Origin of the sequence: Dietzia sp. UCD-THP (assembly GCF_000349585.1) — a bacterium.
In the GTDB taxonomy this organism is placed as follows: Bacteria; Actinomycetota; Actinomycetes; order Mycobacteriales; family Mycobacteriaceae; genus Dietzia; species Dietzia natronolimnaea_A.
In genome coordinates this window covers 39,007-61,971 of the sequence record NZ_AOSR01000002.1, presented here as the reverse complement: position 1 = coordinate 61,971, position 22,965 = coordinate 39,007, and the positions used below count along the sequence as shown (strand labels likewise).

The 22,965-nt window shown below is 69.3% G+C and carries 22 protein-coding genes; 9 read left to right on the top strand and 13 right to left on the bottom strand.

The window, feature by feature from the left end:
* Positions 1–91: 91 nt before the first annotated feature.
* From H483_RS20790 to H483_RS39940, 4 genes are all read right to left on the bottom strand, one after another.
* On the bottom strand, positions 92–1,372 hold the full coding sequence (locus H483_RS20790; protein ID WP_017835157.1) for a glycosyltransferase 87 family protein: 1,281 nt from the start codon (positions 1,370–1,372) through the stop codon (positions 92–94).
* The gene (locus H483_RS20785) at positions 1,369–2,907 is read right to left on the bottom strand and encodes a CCA tRNA nucleotidyltransferase (protein ID WP_017835156.1); all 1,539 of its coding nucleotides are present in this window, start codon (positions 2,905–2,907) and stop codon (positions 1,369–1,371) included. Before H483_RS20785 ends, H483_RS20790 begins: the two co-directional genes overlap by 4 nt.
* Positions 2,908–2,978: 71 nt before the next feature.
* Complete coding sequence (locus tag H483_RS20780; protein ID WP_031264354.1) at positions 2,979–3,311, bottom strand: putative quinol monooxygenase; 333 nt, start codon at positions 3,309–3,311, stop codon at positions 2,979–2,981.
* Between the two features lie 418 nt (positions 3,312–3,729).
* Positions 3,730–3,996: a hypothetical protein gene (locus tag H483_RS39940; RefSeq protein ID WP_152427816.1), complete on the bottom strand. Its 267-nt coding sequence runs from the start codon at positions 3,994–3,996 to the stop codon at positions 3,730–3,732.
* 190 nt (positions 3,997–4,186) lie between these two features.
* Here H483_RS39940 and H483_RS39935 point away from each other — a divergent pair, with 190 nt between their 5' ends.
* The 8 genes from H483_RS39935 to H483_RS20750 all read left to right on the top strand — a co-directional run bounded on the left by H483_RS39935 (position 4,187) and on the right by H483_RS20750 (position 14,380).
* Positions 4,187–4,840, top strand: coding sequence for an NUDIX hydrolase (locus H483_RS39935; protein WP_017835154.1), 654 nt, complete (start codon positions 4,187–4,189; stop codon positions 4,838–4,840).
* Complete coding sequence (locus H483_RS20770; protein ID WP_017835153.1) at positions 4,837–7,371, top strand: hypothetical protein; 2,535 nt, start codon at positions 4,837–4,839, stop codon at positions 7,369–7,371. The genes H483_RS39935 and H483_RS20770 overlap by 4 nt, the downstream gene beginning before the upstream one ends.
* A complete protein-coding gene (gene murJ, locus H483_RS0118880; protein WP_031264353.1) occupies positions 7,368–9,203 on the top strand; it encodes a murein biosynthesis integral membrane protein MurJ in 1,836 nt (611 codons plus the stop codon). The genes H483_RS20770 and murJ overlap by 4 nt, the downstream gene beginning before the upstream one ends.
* A gap of 88 nt (positions 9,204–9,291) precedes the next feature.
* The gene (locus H483_RS0118870; protein WP_017835151.1) at positions 9,292–10,983 is read left to right on the top strand and encodes a protein kinase family protein; all 1,692 of its coding nucleotides are present in this window, start codon (positions 9,292–9,294) and stop codon (positions 10,981–10,983) included.
* Positions 10,984–11,078: 95 nt separating this feature from the next.
* Positions 11,079–11,687: an RNA polymerase sigma factor SigM gene (gene sigM / locus H483_RS20765; protein WP_152427814.1), complete on the top strand. Its 609-nt coding sequence runs from the start codon at positions 11,079–11,081 to the stop codon at positions 11,685–11,687.
* Positions 11,688–11,781: 94 nt separating this feature from the next.
* Positions 11,782–12,714 carry a thioredoxin-disulfide reductase gene (gene trxB, locus H483_RS20760; RefSeq protein ID WP_017835149.1) on the top strand — a complete coding sequence of 311 codons (933 nt, stop codon included), beginning with the start codon at positions 11,782–11,784 and terminating at the stop codon, positions 12,712–12,714.
* A gap of 42 nt (positions 12,715–12,756) precedes the next feature.
* Entirely contained in the window at positions 12,757–13,098 is a 342-nt protein-coding gene (gene trxA / locus H483_RS20755) for a thioredoxin (RefSeq protein ID WP_017835148.1), read from the top strand.
* Between the two features lie 91 nt (positions 13,099–13,189).
* Complete coding sequence (locus H483_RS20750) at positions 13,190–14,380, top strand: N-acetylmuramoyl-L-alanine amidase (RefSeq protein WP_017835147.1); 1,191 nt, start codon at positions 13,190–13,192, stop codon at positions 14,378–14,380.
* A gap of 41 nt (positions 14,381–14,421) precedes the next feature.
* Here H483_RS20750 and H483_RS20745 read toward each other — a convergent pair whose 3' ends face one another.
* The 9 genes from H483_RS20745 to rpmH form a co-directional block, all read right to left on the bottom strand.
* Complete coding sequence (locus H483_RS20745) at positions 14,422–15,084, bottom strand: hypothetical protein (protein WP_017835146.1); 663 nt, start codon at positions 15,082–15,084, stop codon at positions 14,422–14,424.
* The gene (locus H483_RS20740; protein WP_031264351.1) at positions 15,081–16,181 is read right to left on the bottom strand and encodes a ParB/RepB/Spo0J family partition protein; all 1,101 of its coding nucleotides are present in this window, start codon (positions 16,179–16,181) and stop codon (positions 15,081–15,083) included. The genes H483_RS20745 and H483_RS20740 overlap by 4 nt, the downstream gene beginning before the upstream one ends.
* A complete protein-coding gene (locus tag H483_RS20735) occupies positions 16,178–17,101 on the bottom strand; it encodes a ParA family protein (RefSeq protein ID WP_017835144.1) in 924 nt (307 codons plus the stop codon). Before H483_RS20735 ends, H483_RS20740 begins: the two co-directional genes overlap by 4 nt.
* Before the next feature lie 114 nt (positions 17,102–17,215).
* The gene (gene rsmG, locus H483_RS20730; protein WP_017835143.1) at positions 17,216–17,923 is read right to left on the bottom strand and encodes a 16S rRNA (guanine(527)-N(7))-methyltransferase RsmG; all 708 of its coding nucleotides are present in this window, start codon (positions 17,921–17,923) and stop codon (positions 17,216–17,218) included.
* A gap of 311 nt (positions 17,924–18,234) precedes the next feature.
* Complete coding sequence (locus tag H483_RS20725) at positions 18,235–18,723, bottom strand: R3H domain-containing nucleic acid-binding protein (RefSeq protein WP_017835142.1); 489 nt, start codon at positions 18,721–18,723, stop codon at positions 18,235–18,237.
* Between the two features lie 129 nt (positions 18,724–18,852).
* Positions 18,853–20,052: a membrane protein insertase YidC gene (gene yidC / locus H483_RS20720; RefSeq protein WP_017835141.1), complete on the bottom strand. Its 1,200-nt coding sequence runs from the start codon at positions 20,050–20,052 to the stop codon at positions 18,853–18,855.
* 13 nt (positions 20,053–20,065) lie between these two features.
* Positions 20,066–20,359 carry a membrane protein insertion efficiency factor YidD gene (yidD, locus tag H483_RS38350; protein ID WP_081615060.1) on the bottom strand — a complete coding sequence of 98 codons (294 nt, stop codon included), beginning with the start codon at positions 20,357–20,359 and terminating at the stop codon, positions 20,066–20,068.
* The gene (gene rnpA / locus H483_RS20715) at positions 20,356–20,721 is read right to left on the bottom strand and encodes a ribonuclease P protein component (protein ID WP_031264349.1); all 366 of its coding nucleotides are present in this window, start codon (positions 20,719–20,721) and stop codon (positions 20,356–20,358) included. Before rnpA ends, yidD begins: the two co-directional genes overlap by 4 nt.
* A gap of 18 nt (positions 20,722–20,739) precedes the next feature.
* Positions 20,740–20,883 carry a 50S ribosomal protein L34 gene (gene rpmH / locus H483_RS20710; protein WP_007629603.1) on the bottom strand — a complete coding sequence of 48 codons (144 nt, stop codon included), beginning with the start codon at positions 20,881–20,883 and terminating at the stop codon, positions 20,740–20,742.
* A 566-nt stretch (positions 20,884–21,449) separates the two neighbouring features.
* Here rpmH and dnaA point away from each other — a divergent pair.
* Positions 21,450–22,952: a chromosomal replication initiator protein DnaA gene (gene dnaA, locus H483_RS20705; protein WP_017835139.1), complete on the top strand. Its 1,503-nt coding sequence runs from the start codon at positions 21,450–21,452 to the stop codon at positions 22,950–22,952.
* The last annotated feature ends 13 nt before the right edge of the window (positions 22,953–22,965 follow it).

The window sequence follows — 22,965 nt, the reverse complement described above, 5'->3', positions numbered from 1 at the left end:
CGCGGCCAGGTGGCCCGGGCCAGTACCGAGCGGCGATCTGTGGACAACCCGGCCTCCTTCCACAGAGGGGTCGAGGCTCTTGACCGATCGTTCAGCGGGAGCCGCGGCGCACGAGGAGCACCGGCCTGTCCGGGTCCCCGTGCAGGTCGGGAGCTCCGAGCCGCGCGGCCCGGAGGCCGACGACCACGAGAAAGACCAACGCCCAGAGGAGGTAGGCGTCGCCCACGAGGTGCTGGATCGGGCCCCACGCGAGTTCACGCCCCTCGTCATGGGGGAACCACCACTGTGGTGTGCTTAGGAAGACCACGAGGCCGGTGCCCGCCAGGACGAGCCAGCCACGCTCGTCGTCGTCGTCCCTCTCGGCCGCGCGCGCCGCCCACACCACCGTGAGAACGACGGCCGGCACCGACCAGACCCAGTGGTGCCCCCACGACACCGGCGAGCAGAACAGGGCGACGAACCCCACCGCGACCGCGGCGGCGACCTCGTGCCCGTGGCGCAGAAGCCGCCACGCCACCCAGGCGATACCCAGGCCCACCAGCGCGGACACCGCGAACCACGCCACCGATGCCGCCGAACCCTCGAGTCCGAGGCGGTGCACGAACCCGTTGACCGACTGATTGGAGGAGAACGACAGTGCGCCGATTCGGGCGGGATCGCGGATCGCGAACGACCAGTAGCGGGCCGAGTCGGCCGGGGTCATCAGGTGACCGATGCCGGTGAAGGCGAGCGCGGCGAGGACCGCGGTCCCCAGACCCCTCCAGTCGCGACGCAGCACGAAGTACAGCAGGAACACCGCGGGGGTGAGCTTGATCGCCATCGCCAGGCCGGTGAGTACCCCGCCCCACCAGCGACCCCGGCCACGGATCACGTCCACCAGCACCAACGCCATGAGGAAGACGTTGATCTGCCCGAACCCGATCGTCTCGCGAACCGGTCCGAACCACAACGCCACGGCCATCACCGCGACCGTGAGCCACCACAACTCGCGGACCGGACGATCACAGGTGCGGCTGAGGACCAGCTGCACCACCAAGGCGAGCACCGCGATGGTGGCCAGCGTGATGATGACCGAGGCCACCGCCAGGGGGACCAGCGTGAACAGGGCGAAGATCTGGGCCGCGAGCGGGGGATAGGTGAAGGGCAGGTGCGCCCCCTCCGCCAACCGGGGCAGTTCGCCGTAGAGATCGCCGCCGTCCCGGAAGACCTGCCCGCCGACCCGGTAGACGTCCAGGTCGATGCGGTACGGGGGGAGTTGCTGGAGGCCCGGGATGCCGACCGTGTGGAGGACCGTGCCGACCGTGGCCAGGACGGCGGCCACGGCCCTGCCCGCGGTCGAGTGGAGATAGCGATCGACCGCGCCGCCGATCACGCCGGGTCGCCGTTCTGCGGGCCTTCATTCCGCGGGCCTCTGTTCCGCTCGGCCCACCACCGGAGGAGTTCGGCCTCCGCCTCGTCGCGGTCCAGTGGGCCGCGGTCCAGGCGCAGCTCCTTGAGAAAGGCCCAGGCCCGGCCGACGTCCGGCCCGGGCTTGAGATCGAGCAACCGCATGATCTCGTTGCCGTCGAGGTCCGGCCGGACGCGGGCCAGATCCTCCTTCTCCGCGATCTCGGCGATGCGGTGCTCGAGGGAGTCGTAGCTGGCCTGGAGCCTGGCCGCGCGGCGCTTGTTCCTCGTGGTGCAGTCCGCGCGCACCAGCCGGTGGAGTCGGGGGAGCAGGTGGCCCGCGTCGGAGACGTAGCGGCGCACGGCGGAGTCGGACCACTGCCCCTCGCCGTACCCGTGGAAGCGCAGGTGGAGGAACACCAGCCCCGAGACGTCCTCGATCATCTGCTTGGAGTACTTGAGCGCACGCATGCGCTTGCGCACCATCTTGGCGCCCACCACCTCATGGTGGTGGAACGTCACACCGCCGCCGGGTTTGGCCGCGCGCGTGGCCGGCTTGCCCACGTCGTGCAGCAGCGCGGCCCAGCGCAACACGAGGTCCGGCCCCTCCGGCTCGAGGTCGATGGCCTGTTTGAGCACGGTGAGCGAATGCCAGTACACGTCCTTGTGCTGCATGTGCTCGTCGCGTTCCAGCTTCATCCCCGGCACCTCGGGCAACACGCGGTCGGCCAACCCGGCCTCACAGAGCATGTTGATCCCGTCGATCGGATAGTCACCCAGGATGGTCTTGTCCAACTCCGCGCGGACCCGCTCGACGGTGATCCTGTCGATCTCGGCGGTCATCTCCGACATCGCCCGGAACACCCGGGGCGCGAGGGAGAAACCCAGCTGTGAGACGAACCGGCAGGCCCGGAGCATGCGCAGCGGATCGTCCGAGAACGACTGCTCCGGGGCCGCTGGGGTGTCCAGGACACCCGCGAGAAGGGCCTCCATCCCGTCCAGGGGGTCACAGAACTCGTGACGCCCGTCCGGGTGCAGCCGCACCGCCATGGCGTTGACCGTGAAGTCGCGACGGACCAGGTCTCCCTCCAGGCTGTCCCCGAAGACCACGTCGGGGTTGCGGGTCACCCCGTCGTAGGAGTCCGCTCGGAACGTGGTGATCTCGATCTGCTGCTCGACACCGGAAACGTCGTGCTTGACCGCCGACAGGGTGCCGAACTCGATCCCGGTGTCCCACACCGTGTCCGCGTAGGTCTCGAGGATTCCGCGGACCGTCTCGGGCCGCGCGTCCGTGGTGAAGTCCAGGTCCGTGCCGAGTCGGCCGAGAACGGCGTCGCGCACACTCCCGCCGACGAGGAAGAGCTCGTGACCGGCCTCGGCGAACGCCGACGCGAGAGGGGCCAGCACGTCCGCGTGATCGTTGAGAGTGGTCTGGGCGCCCGCCAGGAGCCGAACCCGCCGCTCCTCGGAGTCGGTGGGGTCGGGCGGGGTGCCCGGGCCGTCCTGCAGCCCCGAGAACACCGCCGCGTCGTGTCGGTCCGATGAGGCGCGCGGATCTGGGTGGGGGTTGCGGGCTGTCACAGCGAAAGACCTTACCGAGTCGGTCCGCCCGCCTTGGACCACAGCGGCTCCACTGCCTCGACCTCCGGGGGGCCGCTGAGCAGGTCCCCCGCCTCCTCGAGGTACGCCAGGTAGGCGGGGTTGCCCAGGAACTCCTGTGCTGCGGCGGCGTCGCGGAAGTGCTGGAACACCACCAGGACGTCGGGGTCGGCGTGGGACGCGCAGATCACATACGCCCGGTGCCCGTCGTTCGCCTGCACCGCGTCCGGCATGTGCCGTCGCCACACCTCGACCAGCTCGTCACGACGCTCAGGTCTTGCCCGGTGGCGGAGGATCAGGGCGTGGCCAGCGGATCCGGAGCTCATGATGCGGACTCTATCCGTGGCCCCCGCCGTGGCCGCGGGGCCTGAGCCGATCCACGGGCGGCACGCCGACGATTTACGGAACACACGACACCGGCCGGTAGCATCGATGGGTGTCCGAAGCCGAACGCCCCGACGAACCGCGCGCCAACCCGCCGCGGCGTCGGCGTGCTCGTCGGCCCGCCGGATCGGGAACACCAGCGGCCGAACCCGCTGGTCAGGGTTCTCAGCGGGGCGCTGGCCAGCGTTCGGACAGACAGCGGCCAGCGCAGGGGCATGACAAGAGCCAGGAGAACCGGGACGCCCACGGCGGCAAGGGACAGCAGTCCGGCAGATCCGGCCACCCCGCGCACGCCGGCCACCACGCGCACTCGGACGGCGGGCGGTCCGATGGCGAGCAGTCCGGCGGCGGGCAACCCCGTCAGGGTCGGCGCCGACGCCGCGGTGGCCGGGGACGGCGGGGCGGGCAGGGCAGGACGCCCGAGGCCCAGCGCACCACCCCCGGCACGGAGGGCGGCGCTCCCGCGCAGTCGACCCAGACGGTGAGGTCCGGTGACGGCGCCGCAGGCGCGACCTCGGCGCGACCGTCCTCGCGCACTCCCCGCGGCCAGAACCGGCCCAGATCCGGATCCGCCCAGTCCGCGCCCGCGAACCCCTCCCGCTCCGCGACCCCGGCCAAGACGGGCACGAAGGGCGCAAAAGGCACGAAAGGCACTGCCCGACCCGGTTCCACACCGGGTGGGAAGCCCGGGTCGAAGATGCCCGCATCGAAGGGGACAGGCGCGAAGGGAACAGCGACGAAGGGAACAGGGACCAAGAACCCCCGGGGAGGTCGCGGGGGAGGACGACACCCCCGGAACGGTCAACGACTGCGGACGGTGCTCGAGACCTCCGCCGGCGGCCTCGTGGTGCGTGGTCTCGGACAGGCGGCCGCGGCCGGCGCGGAACCGGACCTCTCCCGTCTCGAGGTCGCTCTGATCGGTCGCCTCGACCGGCGGGGGCGCATGCTGTGGTCGATGCCCAAGGGACACATCGAACCGGGTGAGACCGTGGAGGAGACAGCGCGTCGCGAGGTCCTGGAGGAGACCGGCGTGGACGGCACCGTGCTGGCCCCGCTCGGCACCATCGACTACTGGTTCGTCGCCGAGGGCCGGCGCATCCACAAGACGGTCCACCACCATCTCATCCGCTACGACCACGGCGAGCTGTGCGACGAGGACCCGGAGATCACCGAGGTCGAGTGGGTCGCCTTCGACCACCTCCCTCGGCGGCTCGCCTATCCGGACGAACGGCGACTGGTGGAGTCCGCGCGGTCCCTGCTGCCGGACCTGGCCCGCGCCGAGCTGGCGGGTCGATCCCCGGTGGCGCAGACCTCACAGGTCGTGGACCCGTCCCGGCGCTCGGGCGGCCCCGCACCGGTCCGTCGATCCACGAACGCCGGGTCACCCGGGGCGGCGGCCGGGCGGACCGGAACAACCCCCGGGAGCGGTGACGGCCCGCCCCGGGACGATCCGGAGGACCCCCGGCCGTGAACCGGTGGCCGGGTGGGCGGCTCGTCCGGGCGGTCGTCCCGGTGTCGTTGTGCGCGGCGCTGGTGTCGGCCCCGCTGTGGGGTGTCCAGCCGGTCCGCGCCGTCACCCCCGAGCAGGCGATCGACGCGGGATACGTCCCCAACCCGGCGCCGGCCCTCGCGCGGATCACGATCGACGACATCACGCCCCGCGTACTGGACGGCGCCGGGGCCGGAGGGCAGGTGGCCGTCGGCACTGAGGCCGGGGTCCCCACCGTCACCGTGTCGGGCACGATCATCAACGTCGGTGACGTCCCGCTCGAATCGGTGGACGTCCGGCTCCAACGGGGTCCCGGCTCTCCCGACGCGGAGTCCGTCCGCGAGCCCCTCGTGTGGTCGGAGCCGTCGTTCCCCGTGCAGGGCGAGTTCCTCCGGGTGGCGGTGAGCCTCGCTCCCGGGGAGTCGGTGCCCTACCGGGTCTCCATGCCCGCGCGGGAGATCCCCGGTGACCCCGGTCCGGACCTGCAACTCACCGAGCCGGGCGTCTATCCGCTCCTCGTGAACGTCAACGGCACGCCGGAGGGCGGGTCGCCGGCGCGTCTCGACGATGCCCGGACCCTGATCCCCGTCCTCCGGGCCCCGCCTCCCGCGCCGATACCGGGTGTCGACGACGACGAGGTGGGCGCCGCTGCGCCGGCGGATGCACCGGACCCGGCGCCGGTCCCGCTGACCGTGCTCTGGCCGCTGGCCGCCGCGCCCACCCGCATTGCCCTGGTGCCCGGCGAGGCGGGTCCCGAACCCGTGGTGGCCCTCACCGACGGATCGCTGCCACACGACCTCGCGGACGAGGGGCGACTCACCGGCCTGGTCCGCGCGGCATCGGCCGCCTTCGAGGGTCCCGCGGGTGAGGAGCTCCGCCGGGCGACCTGCCTCGGGGTCGATCCCGATCTGCTCGGAACCGTCGCCGAGATCGCGGACGGTCGTGCGGTCGTGATCGACGAGGGCAGCGGCCCCCACGTCCCCGGGGAGCGGGATGGCGGCAGCGACGAGGCGGACCCCGCCGTCGACGAGGCCCTGAGGGAGGACGCCTCGCGGTGGTTGACCGAGCTCCGCGCGCTGTCCGAGGGCGCGTGCGTGGTGTCCCTGCCGGCAGCGCAGGCGGACCTGGACGTGGTGGCCGCCGTCGGTGACACCGCTCTGACCGCCGCGGCGCTGGATCGCTCCGACTCGGTGCAACGGATCCTGGAGGTGGCCCCGGTCCCCGGCGTCCTCGTCCCCGCCTCGGGCGCGCTGGCCCCGGGGACGGCCCGGGCACTGGCCGGTGGCGGGGTCACGGCGGTCGTCGCCGCCCCGTCGACCCGCACCGACACCGGGGTGGTCCCGCCCCCCGGGATGGTCGCGGTGGCGGGGACCGACGGTGGGCGGGCCCTCACCTACTCCGCCGCGGTGGGGGCGTCGCTCGCGGCGACCGGCGGTAGACCGGAGAACCCCCGCTACTCGGACCCCTCGACCCGGTACTGGCTCGATGCGGACACCCCGCCCGCCCGACTGCAGGACGCGAAGGCGGCGATCCTGGCCCCGGTGATCGACGCCGCCGGCGCCACCGCACCCGACGCCACCGCCACCGCGGTCGAGCAGGGGGTCCTCGCGGTCCCGCCCCAGGTCTGGGACATCGACGCCGACTCCGCGGGGTCGCTCCTCGAGACGCTGGGTGACCAGCTCTCCAGCGGTCGCATGCGTGCGGTGTCGCTGCCGGATCGGCTGGCCGGTCCCGTGACGATCCCCGAGGGGAGCCTCGCCGAGGATCCCACCGGGGCCCCGGACCCCGGGTTGGCCGACCCCTTCGCGGAGGATCCCGCAGGGGACACCGTCGGACGGCTGACCGGGGCGCTCGCGGGGGCCGGCACGCTGCGGTCCCTCGTGGACACCTCCGACCCGACCGCGGTGGAGGCGGCCGCCCACCTCTCCCCGCTGGTGGGTGACGCCCTGCGGGCGATCTCGGAGACCGGTCGGCGCGCCGGCGGCGACGGGCTCACCCTCGAGACGGGAACCGGCGCGGTCGCCCGGGACCGGGGCGCGGCCCGTCTGGTCCGGCTCGGGGAGACGGTGTCCGCGTCGCTCGCGCGTGTCGATCTCCTGACCCCGGGCAGCGTGTTCACCATGGCCAGTCCCAACAGTCCGCTCATGCTGGTGACCCGCAACGCCCTGCCGTTCCCCGTCCGCGTCGACGTGACGGTGACCGCGCCCGAGGACATCACCGTCGACCCGGTCGGCCTCATCCAGATCCCGGCCGCGGGTTCCCGGACGCTCCAGGTCCCCACCCAGTCCGACTCCGAGGGCGGGGTGCGCCGCACCGTGGTCTTCTCCCTCCACGGGCCGGACGGGACGCGGCTGTCCGACCCGGTCGAACTGTCGGTCCAGTCCGGGGGGTATCCCGTCGCCCAGGGATTCGCGATCGCGGCGGCCGCGCTCGCCCTCGTCCTCGGGGGCCGCCGGTACCTGCGCTACCGTCGGGGGATCCTCGACCCCGCGGACGAAGGGCACCGACCGTGACCGACGAGCAGGGTTCCCGCGAACCCGGGCTGCGTAGACCGGACCCCGGGTTGCGGGGCCGCCGCCGTGAATCAGGCAGTTGCGTCTCGACCCGCCCGGTCTCGCCGCCACCCGTGGCCGACTCGTTCGCGCCGGACTCGCTCCCCGCGGATCCCGTGGTCCCGGCCCCGGCGGGTCCGACGACCCGCGGCGGGGGGACCGGCCGCACCACCCGCGACTCCTCCGACGCCTCGGTAATGCGGTCCACCGGGTCGATGGCGGTGGCCAACCTCGCGAGCAGGATCACCGGTTTCGTCCGGATGATCCTGATCCTCACCATCCTCGGCCCCGCCGTCGCCTCGGCGTTCAACACCGCCAACACGCTGCCCAACATGATCACCGAGCTCGTCCTGGGGTCGGTCCTCACCGCCATGTTCATGCCTCTGTTGGCCCGCGCCGCCCAGGAGGACCCGGACGGGGGAGTGTCGTTCATCAGGCGGCTGCTCACGGCCACCTCGCTGTTGGCGCTGGTCGCGACGGTGGTGGCCGTGGCCTGCGCGCCGCTGCTCACCGAGCTCAACCTCGGCGACGGCGAGGTCAACACGGACCTGGCCACGGCCTTCGCATTCCTGCTGCTGCCGCAGATCTTCTTCTACGGCGTCTTCTCGGTCATGCTCGCCGTGCTCAACTACAACGGGATCTTCCGGCCCGGTGCCTGGGCCCCGGTGTGGAACAACCTCGTGGCCATCGCGACCCTCGCGCTCTTCGCCGTCGTCGGCAGTGGCATCGACCCCGCGGCACCGGTGAATCTCCTGAGCGCACCGATCCTGCTGCTCGGCCTGGGCACGACCCTCGGGGTGGTGGTCCAGGCGGCGGTCCTGCTGCCCGCGCTGCGCCGCGCCGGCGTGGTGCTGCGCCCCCAGTGGGGGCTGGACCCCCGGATCCGCCAGTTCGGCGGCAACGCCCTCGCCGGGCTGGCGTACGTGTTCATCTCGCAGGTCGGTCTGGTCATGACCAACCGCATCGGCTCCGCGGCCGACGAGGCGGCCATCGCCATCTACGGCACGTACTGGCTCCTGCTGCAGGTGCCGTACGGGATCATCGGCGTGACCCTGCTGACGGCCATCAACCCGCGGTTGGCCGACAACGGCGTCGCCGGGCGTACGGACGCGGTCGTCCGGGACATCTCGCTCGGGACCAGGCTGTCCCTCTTCGGACTCGTGCCGATCATCGCCGTCATGACGGCCTTCGGTCCGACGATCGCGACCGGCCTGTTCCGGTACGGGAACTTCGACGCCCAGAACGCCGAGATCCTGGGCCTCACCCTCGCCTTCGGGGCGTTCACCCTGGTGCCGTACGCGGTCGTCCTCCTCCAGCAGCGCGTGTTCTACGCGCGCGAGGACTACTGGACCCCCACCGTCATGATCCTCGCGATCACCGTCGTCCGCGTGGTCCTGTCGCTCATCGTCCCGATGGTGGCGAACGAACGCTCCCACGTGGTGATCGGACTCGCCCTGGCCAACGGGATCGGCTGGGTCGTGGGCGCGGTCGCCGGGTACGTCCTGCTCCGGCGCCGGCTCGGCTCCCTCCGTGGGCGCGAGACGGCGAGATCGGCCGTCTGGACGCTGGGGGCGTCGGCCGTGGGAGCGCTCGTCGCCCTCGCCGTCGACACCCTCCTGCCCATGGACGCCCTGACCGACGCGGTCGGAAGCATCGGGTTCGTCGTCCGGGCCGGGCTCGCCGCGGTCATCACCCTCGTGGTCACCGGTCTGATCCTGTCCCGGTCGCGCCTCCCGGAGCTGGACGCCGTCGCGCCCGTCCTCCGCGGCCTGGTGGGGCGTCTGAGGCGATAGTCGTGTCCCGGGACGCGCGGGCCGTACACTCAGAGGATCAGGAGCGGGCGGATCGGCCGGGCGGCCGCGTCTTCGAGGAGGTCGACGGGTGGGCGATGTGAACGGTGCTCCGGGGCAGGGTTCGCCCTCGGGTCCGCCGCGCCTGACCGTCGGGGGACTGGTGTCGGGTGGACGGTACGAACTCCTCGAACAGCACGGCGGAGTGGTCGGCCAGTCGTTCTGGCGGGCCCGGGACAAGCGACTCGGTCGCGATGTGGCGCTGATCTTCGTCGATCCACTGCCCGGGGAGGAACCCCCGGGCTCGGCGACGGGCGTGCTCGACCGTACGGTCGCCCTGACCCGCGTGTACTCGGACGGCCTCGCCCGGGTGCTCGACGTCATCCGCGGCCGCGCCGGGGGGATCGTGGTCTGCGAATGGGTACCCGGCCGCAGCCTCGCCGCCGCCGTCGGTGACCCGGATCCCGATTCCGCCGTCGCCGCGATGTGGGGCCTGGCCGACGCCGCCACCCGGGCGGCCCAGCACGACCTGATCCTGGGATTGGACTCCCCGGACCGTATCCGCGTCACCGAGGACGGGCGCGCGCTGATGGCGTTCCCCGGCGTCCCCGGCGACAGTGACACCAGGAGTGACGTCCGGGGCCTGGGGCGGGTCCTGTACGCGCTTCTCACCGGTCGGTGGCCCGGCCCCCTGCCGGCGGGATCCGAGGACCACGAGCCCCGGGACGGGCGTCCCCCCGCCGCCCCTCTGGACGACGACGACGAGCCGGTCGACCCCGCCGTCGTCGGCGCCGGCGTCCCGCCCGACTCCGCGGTCCTGGCCATGCGGTCCCTCGACGGATCGTCGGTGAGCTCGGCCGCCACCGTGCGATCGATGATCTCTGATCGCGTCGGTGTGGTCGATCGGTCGGGGAGCGGGGCGCGGGGGCGCGCTGCCCACCTGCAGACCACGCACCTGCCGACCACCGCGGGATCGGGGTCGGACGGTACCTACCACCCGCACGGGTATGACGCGGGCGGGTCTCACATGGACGGCGACGACACCGCGCGGGAGGGCGAGGCCTACTCGCCGCCCGACGAGGCGACCCTGACACGTCGCTGGCGCATCATGGCCGGCACGGGAGCCGTGGCCGTGGTGGTCATCGCACTGTTGTCCGCCTGGATGCTCGGCGCGCTCGCCGGTGGTGGCGACGACACGCCACTGTCCCAGCAGCTCGACGCCATCGAGCGCGCCGCCCAGGAGAGCAGGTCGGCTGCGACCGAACAGCCGACTCCGGACGGCTCGGAACCGGGGGAGACCGAGCCCACCCGAGCCACGCCCACCACACCCGTCACGGTCCTGGATGTCACCTCGTGGCAGCCCGCCGGATCACCCGGTGTCGCCGAGAACTCCTCGAGCGCCCCCAACGTCGTCGACGGTGACAGGTCGACCTCGTGGTCAACCGACACCTACCGCAACCAACTCGGCGACAGTGGAGCCGCCTACAAGCCCGGAGTGGGGCTCCTGCTGACCCTCGACGGCGAGCAGGAGACCCGCCGCGTGGTGGTCCACTCGGCTGATGACGGGGTGGAGTTCGAGGTCCGGATCGCCGAGAGCTCCTCGCCGAACTCACTCGATGACACCACGCTCCTCGGTGAGGGGACCATCCGGGGAGGGTCGGGCACGGCGACGATCGACGATCCCGAGGACGCGGAGTATCTGATCGTGTGGTTCACCAGACTCGGCACCTCCGGGCCCGAGTCGTTCAGCGCGTCCATCACCGAGGTACAGCTCACCCGGTGAGCCCCCGCGGCCACTTCGTCCGCGAGCCGGCGACGTCGCCGCCGTCACCGAGGTGGCCGCCCCACGGCGGCCCACTCCGCGTTAACGTGACCGCCGTGAACACCAGTGCCGTCGACGACTGCTCCGCGGTCACGGGACGCCCCATCACCACGGCCGAGTCCCCGCTCACCGATGTCGAGCTCCTCGACGCCCACGTCGCGGGGGACCCTGGCGCCTTCTCCGCACTGGTCCGACGCCACTACGACTACCTGTGGCGGCTGGCCATCCGGACCTCCTTCAACCGGGAGGACGCCGCCGAGGCTCTCCAGGACGCGCTCGTCTCTGCATACCGAAAGGCGGACACCTTCCGTCACGCCTGTCCCGTCCAGGGCTGGCTCTACCGCATCGTGGTCAACGCCTGCCTCGACAAGATGCGGGCCCAGCGCCTGCGCACCCACTCCGAGCTGACACCCAGACTGCACGAGGAGATCTCACTTCGAGATCACTTCTACCAGGATCCGGCCTACGCGATCATCGTCGCCGAGGCGCTGGCGGAGCTGCCCCCCGACCAGCGTGACGCGGTCGTCGTCGTCGACATGCTCCGCTGCTCGGTGGCCGAGGCCTGCCACCTGCTCAACACCCGCCCCGGCACCATCAAGAGCCGCTGTTCGCGGGGGAGGGCGAAGCTCAGCCTGCTCCTCGAAGGGGTCACCCTCAGCGGCTGAGGGAACAACGCGGGCCCGCGGGGTGTTGTCGCCTTAGTAGATCCGGTTCAGCCTCACACCCGCCCTTCCACCCGCCAAGGAGCCCGAAAAACCCATGAGCGACACCCTCCACGACGTCATCATCGTCGGATCCGGCCCGGCCGGGTACACGGCCGCCATCTACTCCGCCCGGGCCGAGCTCGCCCCGGTGGTGTTCGAGGGTTCGCAGTTCGGCGGCGCGCTCATGACCACCACGGAGGTCGAGAACTTCCCGGGCTTCGCCGAGGGAATGATGGGTCCCGACCTGATGATGCAGATGCGGGAGCAGGCGGAACGTTTCGGCGCTGACCTCCGCATGGAGGACGTCACCTCGATGGACCTGGCCGGCGAGGTCAAGATCGTCCGGGTGGGCCAGGAGGAGCACCGGGCCCGCGCGGTGATCCTCGCGATGGGCGCAGCTGCCCGCTACCTCGGCGTCCCCGGGGAGCAGGAGTACCTCGGCCGCGGCGTGAGCTCGTGCGCGACCTGCGACGGCTTCTTCTTCCGCGACAAGCCGATCGTCGTGGTGGGTGGTGGTGACTCCGCCATGGAGGAGGCCACGTTCCTCACCAAGTTCGGCTCGTCCGTGACCGTCGTGCACCGACGGGAGGAGTTCCGCGCCTCCAAGATCATGCTCGAGCGGGCCAAGGAAAACGAGAAGATCTCGTTCGTCCTCAACACCACGGTCGATGAGGTCCTCTCCGGCGCCAGCGGATCCGTCGAGCGCCTGCGTCTGCGCAACACCGTCACCGGCGAGACCAGCGAACTCGAGACCGCGGCGATGTTCGTCGCGATCGGCCACGACCCGCGATCCGAGCTGGTGCGGGACCAGGTGGAGGTCGACGAGGACGGCTACGTCCTCACAGGGCAGACCACCGCGACCTCGATCCCCGGTGTGTTCGCCTGCGGCGACCTGGTGGACCACCGCTACCGGCAGGCCATCACCGCCGCCGGTTCGGGATGCGCCGCCTCGATCGACTCCGAACGGTGGCTCGCCGAGCAGGCCTGACACCCGGATCCGCACACCCTCACCCCGAAAGGACCCACCACAATGGCCGTCAACACCCCGAACATCATCGACGTGACCGAGGACGACTTCGCCGAGTCCGTCCTCGCCGCCAGCGGGTCCAAGCCCGTGCTGGTGGACTTCTGGGCCACGTGGTGCCGTCCCTGCACGATGATGGCCCCGGTTCTCGACGAGCTCGCCGGTGCGGAGTCCGACAAGCTGACGGTCGCCAAGGTCGACGTGGAGGCCAACCAGGAGCTCGCCGCCGAATACCAGATCACCGCCATCCCGGCGATGCTGCTGTTCTCCGAGGGCAAGCCGGTCAAGCGCATCACCGGTGCCAAGTCCAAGTCAGCGCTGCGCACCGAACTCGGCGACGTGCTCTAGCCCCCGCCCCACTCGGGTGCGTGCCGGGCACGTCCGCGCCGAAGGCGGTAAGTTCATCCGGGTACCCAGTCGAGTCGAGCGGAGGAGAACCATGGCGTGGCGACGCGGTGACCGTGGGCCCGAGGTGGCCTCGATCCGGGCGACCCTCGCGGGCATGGGCCTGCTGCACAACATCGATTCCGTCGGGCTCACCGAGCCGGAGACGGGTTCAGTCCTCGCCCGGACCGACGCCGTCTTCGACGCGGACCTGGAGACCGCCGTGCTGGCGTTCCAGCAGGCCCGTGGACTGATCTCTGACGGAATCGTGGGCCCGTCGACCCAGGCGGCGCTCCGAGACGCCACCTACGTCCTGGGGACCCGCGACCTCAGCTACATCGTCTCCAAACCCATGGCCGGGGACGACGTCGCGCAGTTCCAGCGACGGCTGGGTGAGCTCGGCTTCTACGCGGGGCTGGTCGACGGGACCTTCGGCCCTCTCACCCACGCCGCCGCGACCGATTTCCAAAGGGACTGCGGTCTGCACGCCGACGGCGTCGTGGGAGCGGAGACCCTGGACACCCTGAGCAAGTTCTCGACCTTGTTCAAGGGTGGTGATGTCTCGTCACTGGTCGAGCGGGAGCGCGCGCGGACCTCCGGTCCGATGCTCGCCGGCAAGCGGATCGTGCTGGATCCCGGACCCAGCGGTTCGGAGAACCCGATCCGCATCGACACGCCGCTCGGAACCATCACGGATGCCGAACTGTTGTGGGACATTACCCGCCGGCTCTCCGAGCGGATGAACCAGGCCGGCGTGGAGGTCTTCCTCTCGCGGCCCGAGGCCATGATCCCGACGGACCCGGAACGGGCCGAGATCGCCAACGCCTTCAACGCCGATCTCATGATCTCTCTCCGCCTGGACCGCCATCCCAACCCGGTCGGCAACGGGATCGCCACGTTCTACTTCGGCAACTCCCTGGGAGCGGAGTCGATGCTCGGGGAAGCCCTGTCCGGCTTCATCCAGCGGGAGATCGTCAGCCGCACCGACCTGCGGGACTGTCGCACCCACGGTCGGAGTTGGCCGCTTCTCCGGATGACGCGGATGCCCTCCATCCAGATCGTCCTGGGGTACGCGTACAACCCGCGTGATCTGTCCATCCTCGGGGACCGGGCCGCCCAGGACACCATCGTCGACTCGATCCTGGTCGGCGTGAAGCGTCTCTACCTTCTCGACGAGGACGATCACCCCACGGGATCAATGTCCGTGAACGAACTGATCGACTACGAGCAGCGTCAGCGGGACTGAGGTAGCGGGACCGAGGTAGGGCCCGCGCCGACCGTGCCGTCTCAGCCGTGCCGCGCTGTCGCCCCGGACAACACTCCCAGGGTTCTGGTGGCGAAACCCCGCTCGGCGAAGAGCTGATCGAGAGCTCTCTCAACGTCGGCCTTCCAAAGGTGCTCGCTCTCGATGTCGAGACGGAGTCGCGGATGGGTCTCGTGCTCGGCCACCACGGTGAATCCGTGCTCGACGAGGAAGCCAGTCGGCGCGATGCACGACTCTGCTCCACACATGTCACGTGACATTACGTCCCCGGTGTCCGACGTCGTGACCCCGAAAGCCTCGATCGCCTTGATTCCGCGCCTGCGGAGGTCGGTCACGACAGCGTCCAGCAACGAGGTCGGTGCACCTCCCGGCGCACCGTGCTCGATGCTCATGCCCGCCAGCAGGATGGCGTCCGAGCCCACCGGTGACGTCGGGAAGCACGCTGCACGAGGGACCATCGCCGGCGGCGCGTAGAAGGCTGCGCCGTTCGCGCGGTCACCCTCACCCGCGATCTGACCGCACACGCCCCACTCCAGGGAGACGTGGGAGATCCAGGCCTCCTTCTCGAACTCCGGATCTCCCGGCTGATCGCCGTGCTGCCCATCGGTCTGCCAGTACACACACCTGCGAGCACGCGGTCCGAGCTGGTCCACGGCCGAGAGGTCGAGTGGTCGGATCGAGTTCATCGTGACGGACCGGGCGACCCGCCCTCGAGTAGCAACAGGACCCGCTGAAGATCGTCGGCGTCACCCACGTCTATGGTGATTCGCCCCTTACGTCGGCCCATCGTGACCGACACCGAGGTGTCGAATCGGTCGGACAGTCTGCCCGCGACCGCCTCCAGCTCGGGGTTCCGGCGGCGGCCCTTAGGGGCGGGGGAGGAGGTCGGCGCGGAGCCGTTGCCTTCTCGGTTCAGCAGCGTGACGATCTCCTCTGTCGCCCGGACCGACAGACCCTCCGCCACGATCCGCGCCGCGAGTTCGTCCTGCGCCGGCACCCCGGCTTCCAATCCGAGCAATGCCCGCGCATGTCCCGCTGACAGGACGCCCGCGGCCACTCTGCGTTGGACAGCGGTCGGCAACTGAAGGAGACGAATACTGTTGGTGATGGCCGGTCGTGATCGACCAATCCGGTTCGCGAGTTCGGCCTGGGTGACGTCGAACTCCTCCAGCAGTTGCTGATAGGCCGCAGCCTCTTCGAGGGGATTGAGCTGGACCCGGTGGATGTTCTCGAGCAGAGCGTCCCGGAGCAGGTCTTCGTCCTCAGTCTGCCGGACAATCGCTGGAACGGTCTGGAGTTCGGCCCGCTGGCTCGCTCGCCACCGCCTCTCACCCATGATGAGCTGATAGCGATCGGCCGCGATCTCGCGGACCACGATCGGCTGGAGAAGTCCGAACTCCTTGACGGAGTGCGCAAGCTCGGCCAGTGCCTCCTCGTCGAAGTGAGTCCGCGGTTGTTTCGGGTTCGGCACGATCGCAGAGGGATCGATCTCACGGTAGACAGCCCCCGGATCCACCAACTCCTTGGTTTCACGTGAAACGGTGGTGTCGTTCGCATCCTCGGCGGCCGGTCGCTGACCCGACCCCACGGTGGAGTCGGTACCGGGCGCGGCCGGGCCTGATCTGCCCGACCGTGGTGTGGGGGGAGTGGTCCTGGGACCACTTCCTCTCGGTCCGAGGATCACATCTGCCGCGTCGCTGCCCAACCGCGGACCGTCGTCCGGTCCGGTGGGGATCAACGCCGCGAGCCCGCGGCCGAGCCCACCCCTACGTTGCTGACTCATCGACTGCCTTCCGTACCGGCCGAATCCAGGGTCCCATCACTGTGTGACACCAGGCGATCACTGCGATCGTTCAGTTCTCTTGCCGCATCCAGGTATGCGAGAGCTCCTCGAGATCCCGCGTCATACTGGAGAATCGTCATACCGTATCCAGGCGCCTCGGACACCTTCACGCTACGAGGGATCACCGTGCGGAGAACGGCGTCGCCGAAGTGGTTCCTGACCTCTCCCGCCACCTGCTCGGCGAGCTTGGTGCGTCCGTCATACATCGTCAGCATGATGGTGGAAATCTGGAGTTCCCGGTTGAGGTGCTGTTGGATCAGTTCCACGTTGCGCAACAGCTGGCCTACGCCTTCAAGCGCGTAGTACTCGCACTGGATCGGGATGAGGACCTCACTGGCGGCCACCATCGCGTTCACGGTGAGAAGGCCCAGTGAGGGCGGGCAGTCGAGGAAGACGTAGTCGATTCCCAAGGACACGAGATCGTCGATGTTGAGAACCTCGGCGAGCCGGCGTTCCCGATGCTCCAGCCCGACCAACTCGATCTCCGAACCCGCAAGGTCGATCGTCGCCGGGATACAGAACAGTCGCTCGGCGTGTGGGCTGCGCTGCATGAGATCCTCGATCGCACTCTCCCACATGAGAAGCTCATAGCTCGACGGCGTTCCCTCACGGTGGTCGACCCCGAGTGCGGTGCTCGCATTACCCTGCGGGTCCATGTCGATCACCAGGACCCCGAGTCCCCCGAGCGCGAGGGAGGCCGCGAGGTTGACCGTCGAGGTGGTCTTTCCCACGCCACCCTTCTGGTTGGCGATGGTGATGATCCGGGGATGGGACGGCCTGGACAGCGGACGAGCCTCCCCGTGCAGAAGCTCGTTCGCCTGCCGCGCGGCGGCGAAGATCGGCGTGTCGTGTTCGGACATCCGTCACCTTTCAACTACGTGTCAGGGCATGTCGGGCCCAGAGGTCATCACGGCGTATGGGCGCGCCTTCAGTGTTTCACGTGAAACCGACATCCACTCCTGCGAGCCGGGCGGTCATCGCCCACCGCGAGAACCACGGGCGCGGGAGCGACCGCCACGAGTACCCACTCTAGTCGCGAGGGTCGCAATCACCAGCCTCGTCTCCTCAGCATCCGGCGCGGAGACCACATCGACCCCCATGTCCTCGAACCCGAGCTTCCGGAGGGTACGCCTGTCGCGCTCCACCTCGTCGGCAGCGGACGCCCCCTTCAGCGCCACCATCCGTCCACCCGATCGGAGCAAGGGTGCAGACCACCCGGCGAGCTTGGCCAACGGTGCGACGGCACGGGACGTCACCACGTCTGCTCCCCCCACCTCGGCGACGACAGACCTCTCCTCTGCTCGACCACGGACGACCCGCACGTCTATCCCGAGATCGTCCACCACCTCGTGGAGAAACGTGGAACGGCGCAACAACGGCTCGACCAGGGTGACCCGGAGATCGGGACGTGCGAGAGCCAAGGGTATGCCCGGGAGCCCGGCACCGCTCCCGATGTCCACCACTGTCTCACCGTCGGCGAGCGCCGCAGCGGCGGCCGCGCTGTTGAGGACGTGGCGATCCCACAGACGTGGGCGCTCGCGAGGCCCCATCAGCCCTCGCTCCAGGCCCGCGGTCGCCAGGAATTGGACGTACTTCTCGGCGAGAACCAGACGGTCGCCGAACACCGACCGCGCCCCTTCCGGGACTCCGGTGGAGCCCTCCCCGTCGATGGAATCCTCCACTCCGTGCGATGGCGATGTCCTCGCCGAGGCCTCGGGCGCAGGCTCTGAAGAACGGTCATCGCTTTCGCCGTCACGTGTCGTTTCTCCGGTGGTGTCCTTATTCATCTTCCCTACGTTCACAATCGATCGATTGACCAACCGGTTTCACGTGAAACCGCGCCGGAATGACATACCTGTAAGTCGCCGAGATCCAGCGATGGCGGCCGGACACGACACAGGGGCGCGGGCTCCGCGCCCGCGCCCCTGAACCTCCCGCCGAGACACCTCCCGCCCGACCTAGCTTCCGCCAACCCATGGACCCAACCTAGAAGTCACTCCGGCAACACGACGACCCTCCGATTCGGTTCGGCACCCGTCGAGTCCGACGACACTCCTGCGATCTCCGCGATCGCATCGTGGATGATCTTCCGCTCGAACGGAGTCATCGGTTCGAGTTCCTCCGAGTCCCCCGTCTCGAGCACTCGCTGCGCCGCCACGCGGCCGGCCTCCGTCAGTGCCTCGCGCTTGGCGGCCCGCCATCCCGAGATGTCCAGCATCAACCGACTTCGATCGCCCAACTCCTGCTGAACGGCCAGCCTGGTCAGCTCCTGGACAGCGTCCAGAACCGAGCCATCCGAGCCCACGAGGCGGTCGAGGTCCTCACCGCCGTCGATACTCACGATCGCGCGGTCACCCTCGACATCCAGATCGATGTCCCCGTCAAAATCCAGGATGTCCAAGAGCTGCTCGAGGTAATCGCCGGCTACCTCGCCCTCCTCGACAAGACGCTCCTCCGATACCTCGATATTCTTCTTCGACATGGATCCGCCTCCGTCATCACCGCCGATCGCCGGGCCCGTCCTGGCCGGCGAATAACTCTCCCAAGTATGGGACAAGGTCCCCGATCGCGGACCATCGGGGACCTTGTCGGCCTTCTGACTGACCTGACGTCAGCGCTTCCGTTTCTTCTTCTTACCCTTGCCGCTTCCGCCGCCACCCTTCTGGGCGGGCCGGGTGCGTTGGCCGCCGGGTCGTTGAGGCTTCTGACCCGGCCTCGGGGCTGACCCGGGAGCAGATCCGTCAGCATGTCCGACGACCGCCGGGGCCGCCGTCGTACCGTCGTCGTCCGGCGACGCGACGCCAGCGGCCGTCGCCTGGGGCGCCACCGCGGTACCCGCCACGGCTGGCCGGCCCCTCTTCGGATTCACGGGCTTCACACCGACCCGGGGCGCGAGGGACTTCTGCTCCTCACGGCGCTTGAGCGCGGCCGCGTCATCCTCCTTGGCCATCTTCTCGAACAGGTAGTACTGCTGTCCGAGGGTCCACAGGTTGTTGGTGACCATGTAGACGAGGATGGCGAGCGGCCAGAACGCGCCGGTCACCAGGATGCCGATGGGGAAAGCCCACAGCATCAACTGGTTCATGATCTTCGCCTGCGGGTTCGCGGCGGCCTCAGGGGACTGGCGTGAGAGCGAGATCCTCGCGTTGAGGTGGGTCGTGACCGCCGAGATGATCATCAGCGGGATGGCGACGACGATGATGTTCCACCGCTGGAAGTCCAGCGCCGCGCCGGGATCGACGAACGCCTGGAACTGCTCGATGGGCTGGGAGATGAACGCGGACAGGGGAGAGCCGAACAACCGCGCATCGAGGAAGCTCTGGACCTCGTCCGCATTGAAGACGTAGTTGCCCGTGTTCCGCGTCTCCTCGGCGGTCATCCCCAGAGCGCCGAAGTTGTTCCCCATCCGGTTGAAGGACCGGAGGACGTGGAACAGGCCGAGGAACACCGGGATCTGGATGAACATCGGTAGGCATCCGAGAACGGGGTTGAACCCCTCGGCCTTCTGCAGCTTCCGTGTTTCGGTCGCCAGCTTCTCCCGGTCGTTCTTGTACCGCTTCTGCAGCTCCTTCATCCGCGGCTGCATCTCCTGCATCTTCCGCGAGAAACGGATCTGCTTGGCCGCCGGCCAGAACAGCAGGATGCGGAGGGTCACCACCAGGAAGATCACGGAGAGTGTCCAGATGGCGCCGTTGGAATCCGGCGCCTCCACCCAGGGGAGGAACCCCCCGAGGAACGCGAAGATCTTGTGCCAGAACCAGAGGATCCCGGAGATCGGGTAATAGACCAGAGGGTCGGTGATGAACGACATCGGTGGTGGAGTCCTAGCTTCGTTCGGAATTGTCGGGATGCTGGTGGTCCCCGCAATGGTCAGGGGCGCGGGGTTCGGGGACCGGATCCCAACCGCCGGGGGTCCATGGCCCGCACCGCAGTAGACGCCACACCGCGAGCCACGTCCCGTACCAGGCGCCGTGCACTCGAACCGCCTCGACCGCGTAATTGCTGCAGGTGGGTTCGAACCTGCAGCTCGGCGGGGTCAGCGGCGAGATGCCCTTCTGATAGAAGTCGAGCAACCACAGCAGCACCCGGGCGCCGGGGCCATGGCGGCTCTCGGTCATCGCCGTGCCTCCCGCGCCCGGGACACGGCGGAGGTCAGACCGGTCCGCATGTCGTGAAGCAGATCCGCATGGGAGGCCGAGACCGCAGCCGGATTCGCGCGGACCACCACCAGGAGATCGGACTCGAGCCCGGGGAGGACTTCCGATGCGATGTGACGAAGCCGCCGGCTGACACGGTGGCGGGTCACCGAGTCACCGACGGCTTTGCTGACGACCAGGCCGAAACGAGGTCCGCCCACGCGGACATCGGAAGAGTCCACGTGGGCGTGTACGACCATGGTCCGGCGGCCCTTCCTGGCACCCTTTCGCACCACCGTCGCGAAGTCAGCGGATCGGTGGAGACGATGGGTCCTGGGAAGCACGCGCCACCCCGGCCCGGATCAGGCCGTCAACGAGGCGCGGCCCTTGCGGCGACGGGCGCCGACGATGCCGCGGCCGGCGCGGGTGCGCATCCGGAGCCGGAAGCCGTGCACCTTGGCACGACGACGATTGTTCGGCTGGAAAGTCCGCTTGCCCTTGGCCATGGTTGGCTCCTCACGTGAAGTAGGCGCCTCGTGTGCGCCTGATCCGGTTCCTGATGACGTCGAGACACAACCGACAGGCGGTACCGCGACGCGACGCGCGCCCCTCAGGCGCGCGACAGACCGTTCAAGATTACGCGCATGACGCCGCGCCCACCAAACCGCGCGAAACCACAGGCACCATCCGTACCATCCCGCAGGCCACCGCAACACGCCGGAACCGTCGATGCTTGACATCCGCCCTCCAGTTGATCTTGAGGGTTGCCCACTAGTTCACGGAGTTGTTACCGTCATTCGTCATCGAGCCCCACGCGGGCCGCCTAACGTCACCACAACGCACAACAACCACGCCGAATCCACATAGAACACCCATGCGGCGGAACCCGCCGTCGCAGAACCCAGGCCGAACCCGTCATCCCGGGGTGGTCTGTCTTCCACATCTGTGGACAACCGTGTGGATACCTCAGTAGACCTGGGTCGGAGCCTGTGGATAGAGTGTGGTCCCCGGTCGGGTCAGATCGCCCGGTGGCCCGGAACCGCTACCCATCGACGAGAGGAGACCGCCCACCGTGTCTCCCGATCTCGAACACGTGTGGAGTGCGGTACTCGACAAGCTGACCGACCCCTCTCTGGCGAGCGATGACAACCCGGCTCTGTCCCGCCAGCAACAGGCCTGGCTACGCCTGGTCCAACCCATCGCCGTGGTCAACGGATTCGCGATGCTCGCCGCCCCGTCGGCATTCGCGAGGGACAACATCGAATCGATCCTCCGCGGACCGATCACCCGGGCCCTGAGCTCCCAACTCGGAGAACCGGTCGATCTGGCGGTCAAGGTCGACACCTCGCTCGCCGGCCAACGCAACCACGTCGACGTGGACGCTCCACCGATCGACGTCGACGACATCCACCGGCCGGTGCCGGAGCAGGCCCAGACCGACTCCACACCTCGCCCCACGCGGATGACCGAAGAGCAGATCGCTGCAGAACGCCTGCTGCACGGCAGCGATCGCGACGAGGCCCTGTCCGCGGCGACCGCGCCCGGTCTCAACGAGCGATACACGTTCAGCGCGTTCGTCCAGGGCAACTCGAACCGGTTCGCCCGCGCCGCGGCTCTCGCGGTGGCCGAGGCCCCCGCACGGGCGTACAACCCGCTGTTCATCTGGGGAGAGTCGGGGCTCGGGAAGACGCACCTTCTCCACGCGATCGGGCACTACTCCCTGCGGATGTACTCCGAGCAGAAGGTCAAGTACGTCTCGACGGAGGAGTTCACCAACGACTTCATCAACTCCGTTCGCGACGGCCGCCAGAACATGTTCAAGAAGCGGTACCGCGAGGCGGACATCCTCCTGGTGGACGACATCCAGTTCCTCATCGGCAAGGAGCAGGTGCAGGAGGAGTTCTTCCACACCTTCAACACGATCCATAACGCGCAGAAGCAGATCGTGATCTCCTCCGATCGCCCCCCCAAGCAGCTCCAGCCGCTCGAGGACAGGCTGCGTACCCGCTTCGAGTGGGGACTGATCACCGACATCCAGCCCCCGGAACTCGAGACGCGCATCGCGATCATCGACAAGAAGGCCAAATCGGAGAACTACGTCGTCCCGCGGGATGTCCTGGAGCTCATCGCCACCCGGGTCCAACGCAACATCCGCGAGCTCGAGGGGGCGTTGATCAGAGTCGTCGCGTTCGCCTCGCTGAACGGTCACGACATCGATGTCCCGTTGGCGGAAGTCGTCCTCCGGGACGTCGTCTCAGACGACGACTCCCTGCAGATCTCCGCCGCGACGATCATGGCGGTGACGGCTGAATTCTTCTCGACCAGCATCGACGAGCTCTGCGGCACCTCCAAGACCCGGTCCCTCTCCCGCGCCCGGCAGATCGCCATGTACCTCTGCCGAGAGCTCACCGACCTCTCGCTCCCCAAGATCGGCGTGACCTTCGGCGGCAAGGACCACACCACGGTCATGTACGCCCAGCGCAAGATCCTCAAGGAGATCAAGGACGACCGCCGGATGTACGACCAGATCCAGGAGCTGACCGCCCGGATCAAGGAACGCTCGCGGTCCCTCTGACCGTCTTCCGACT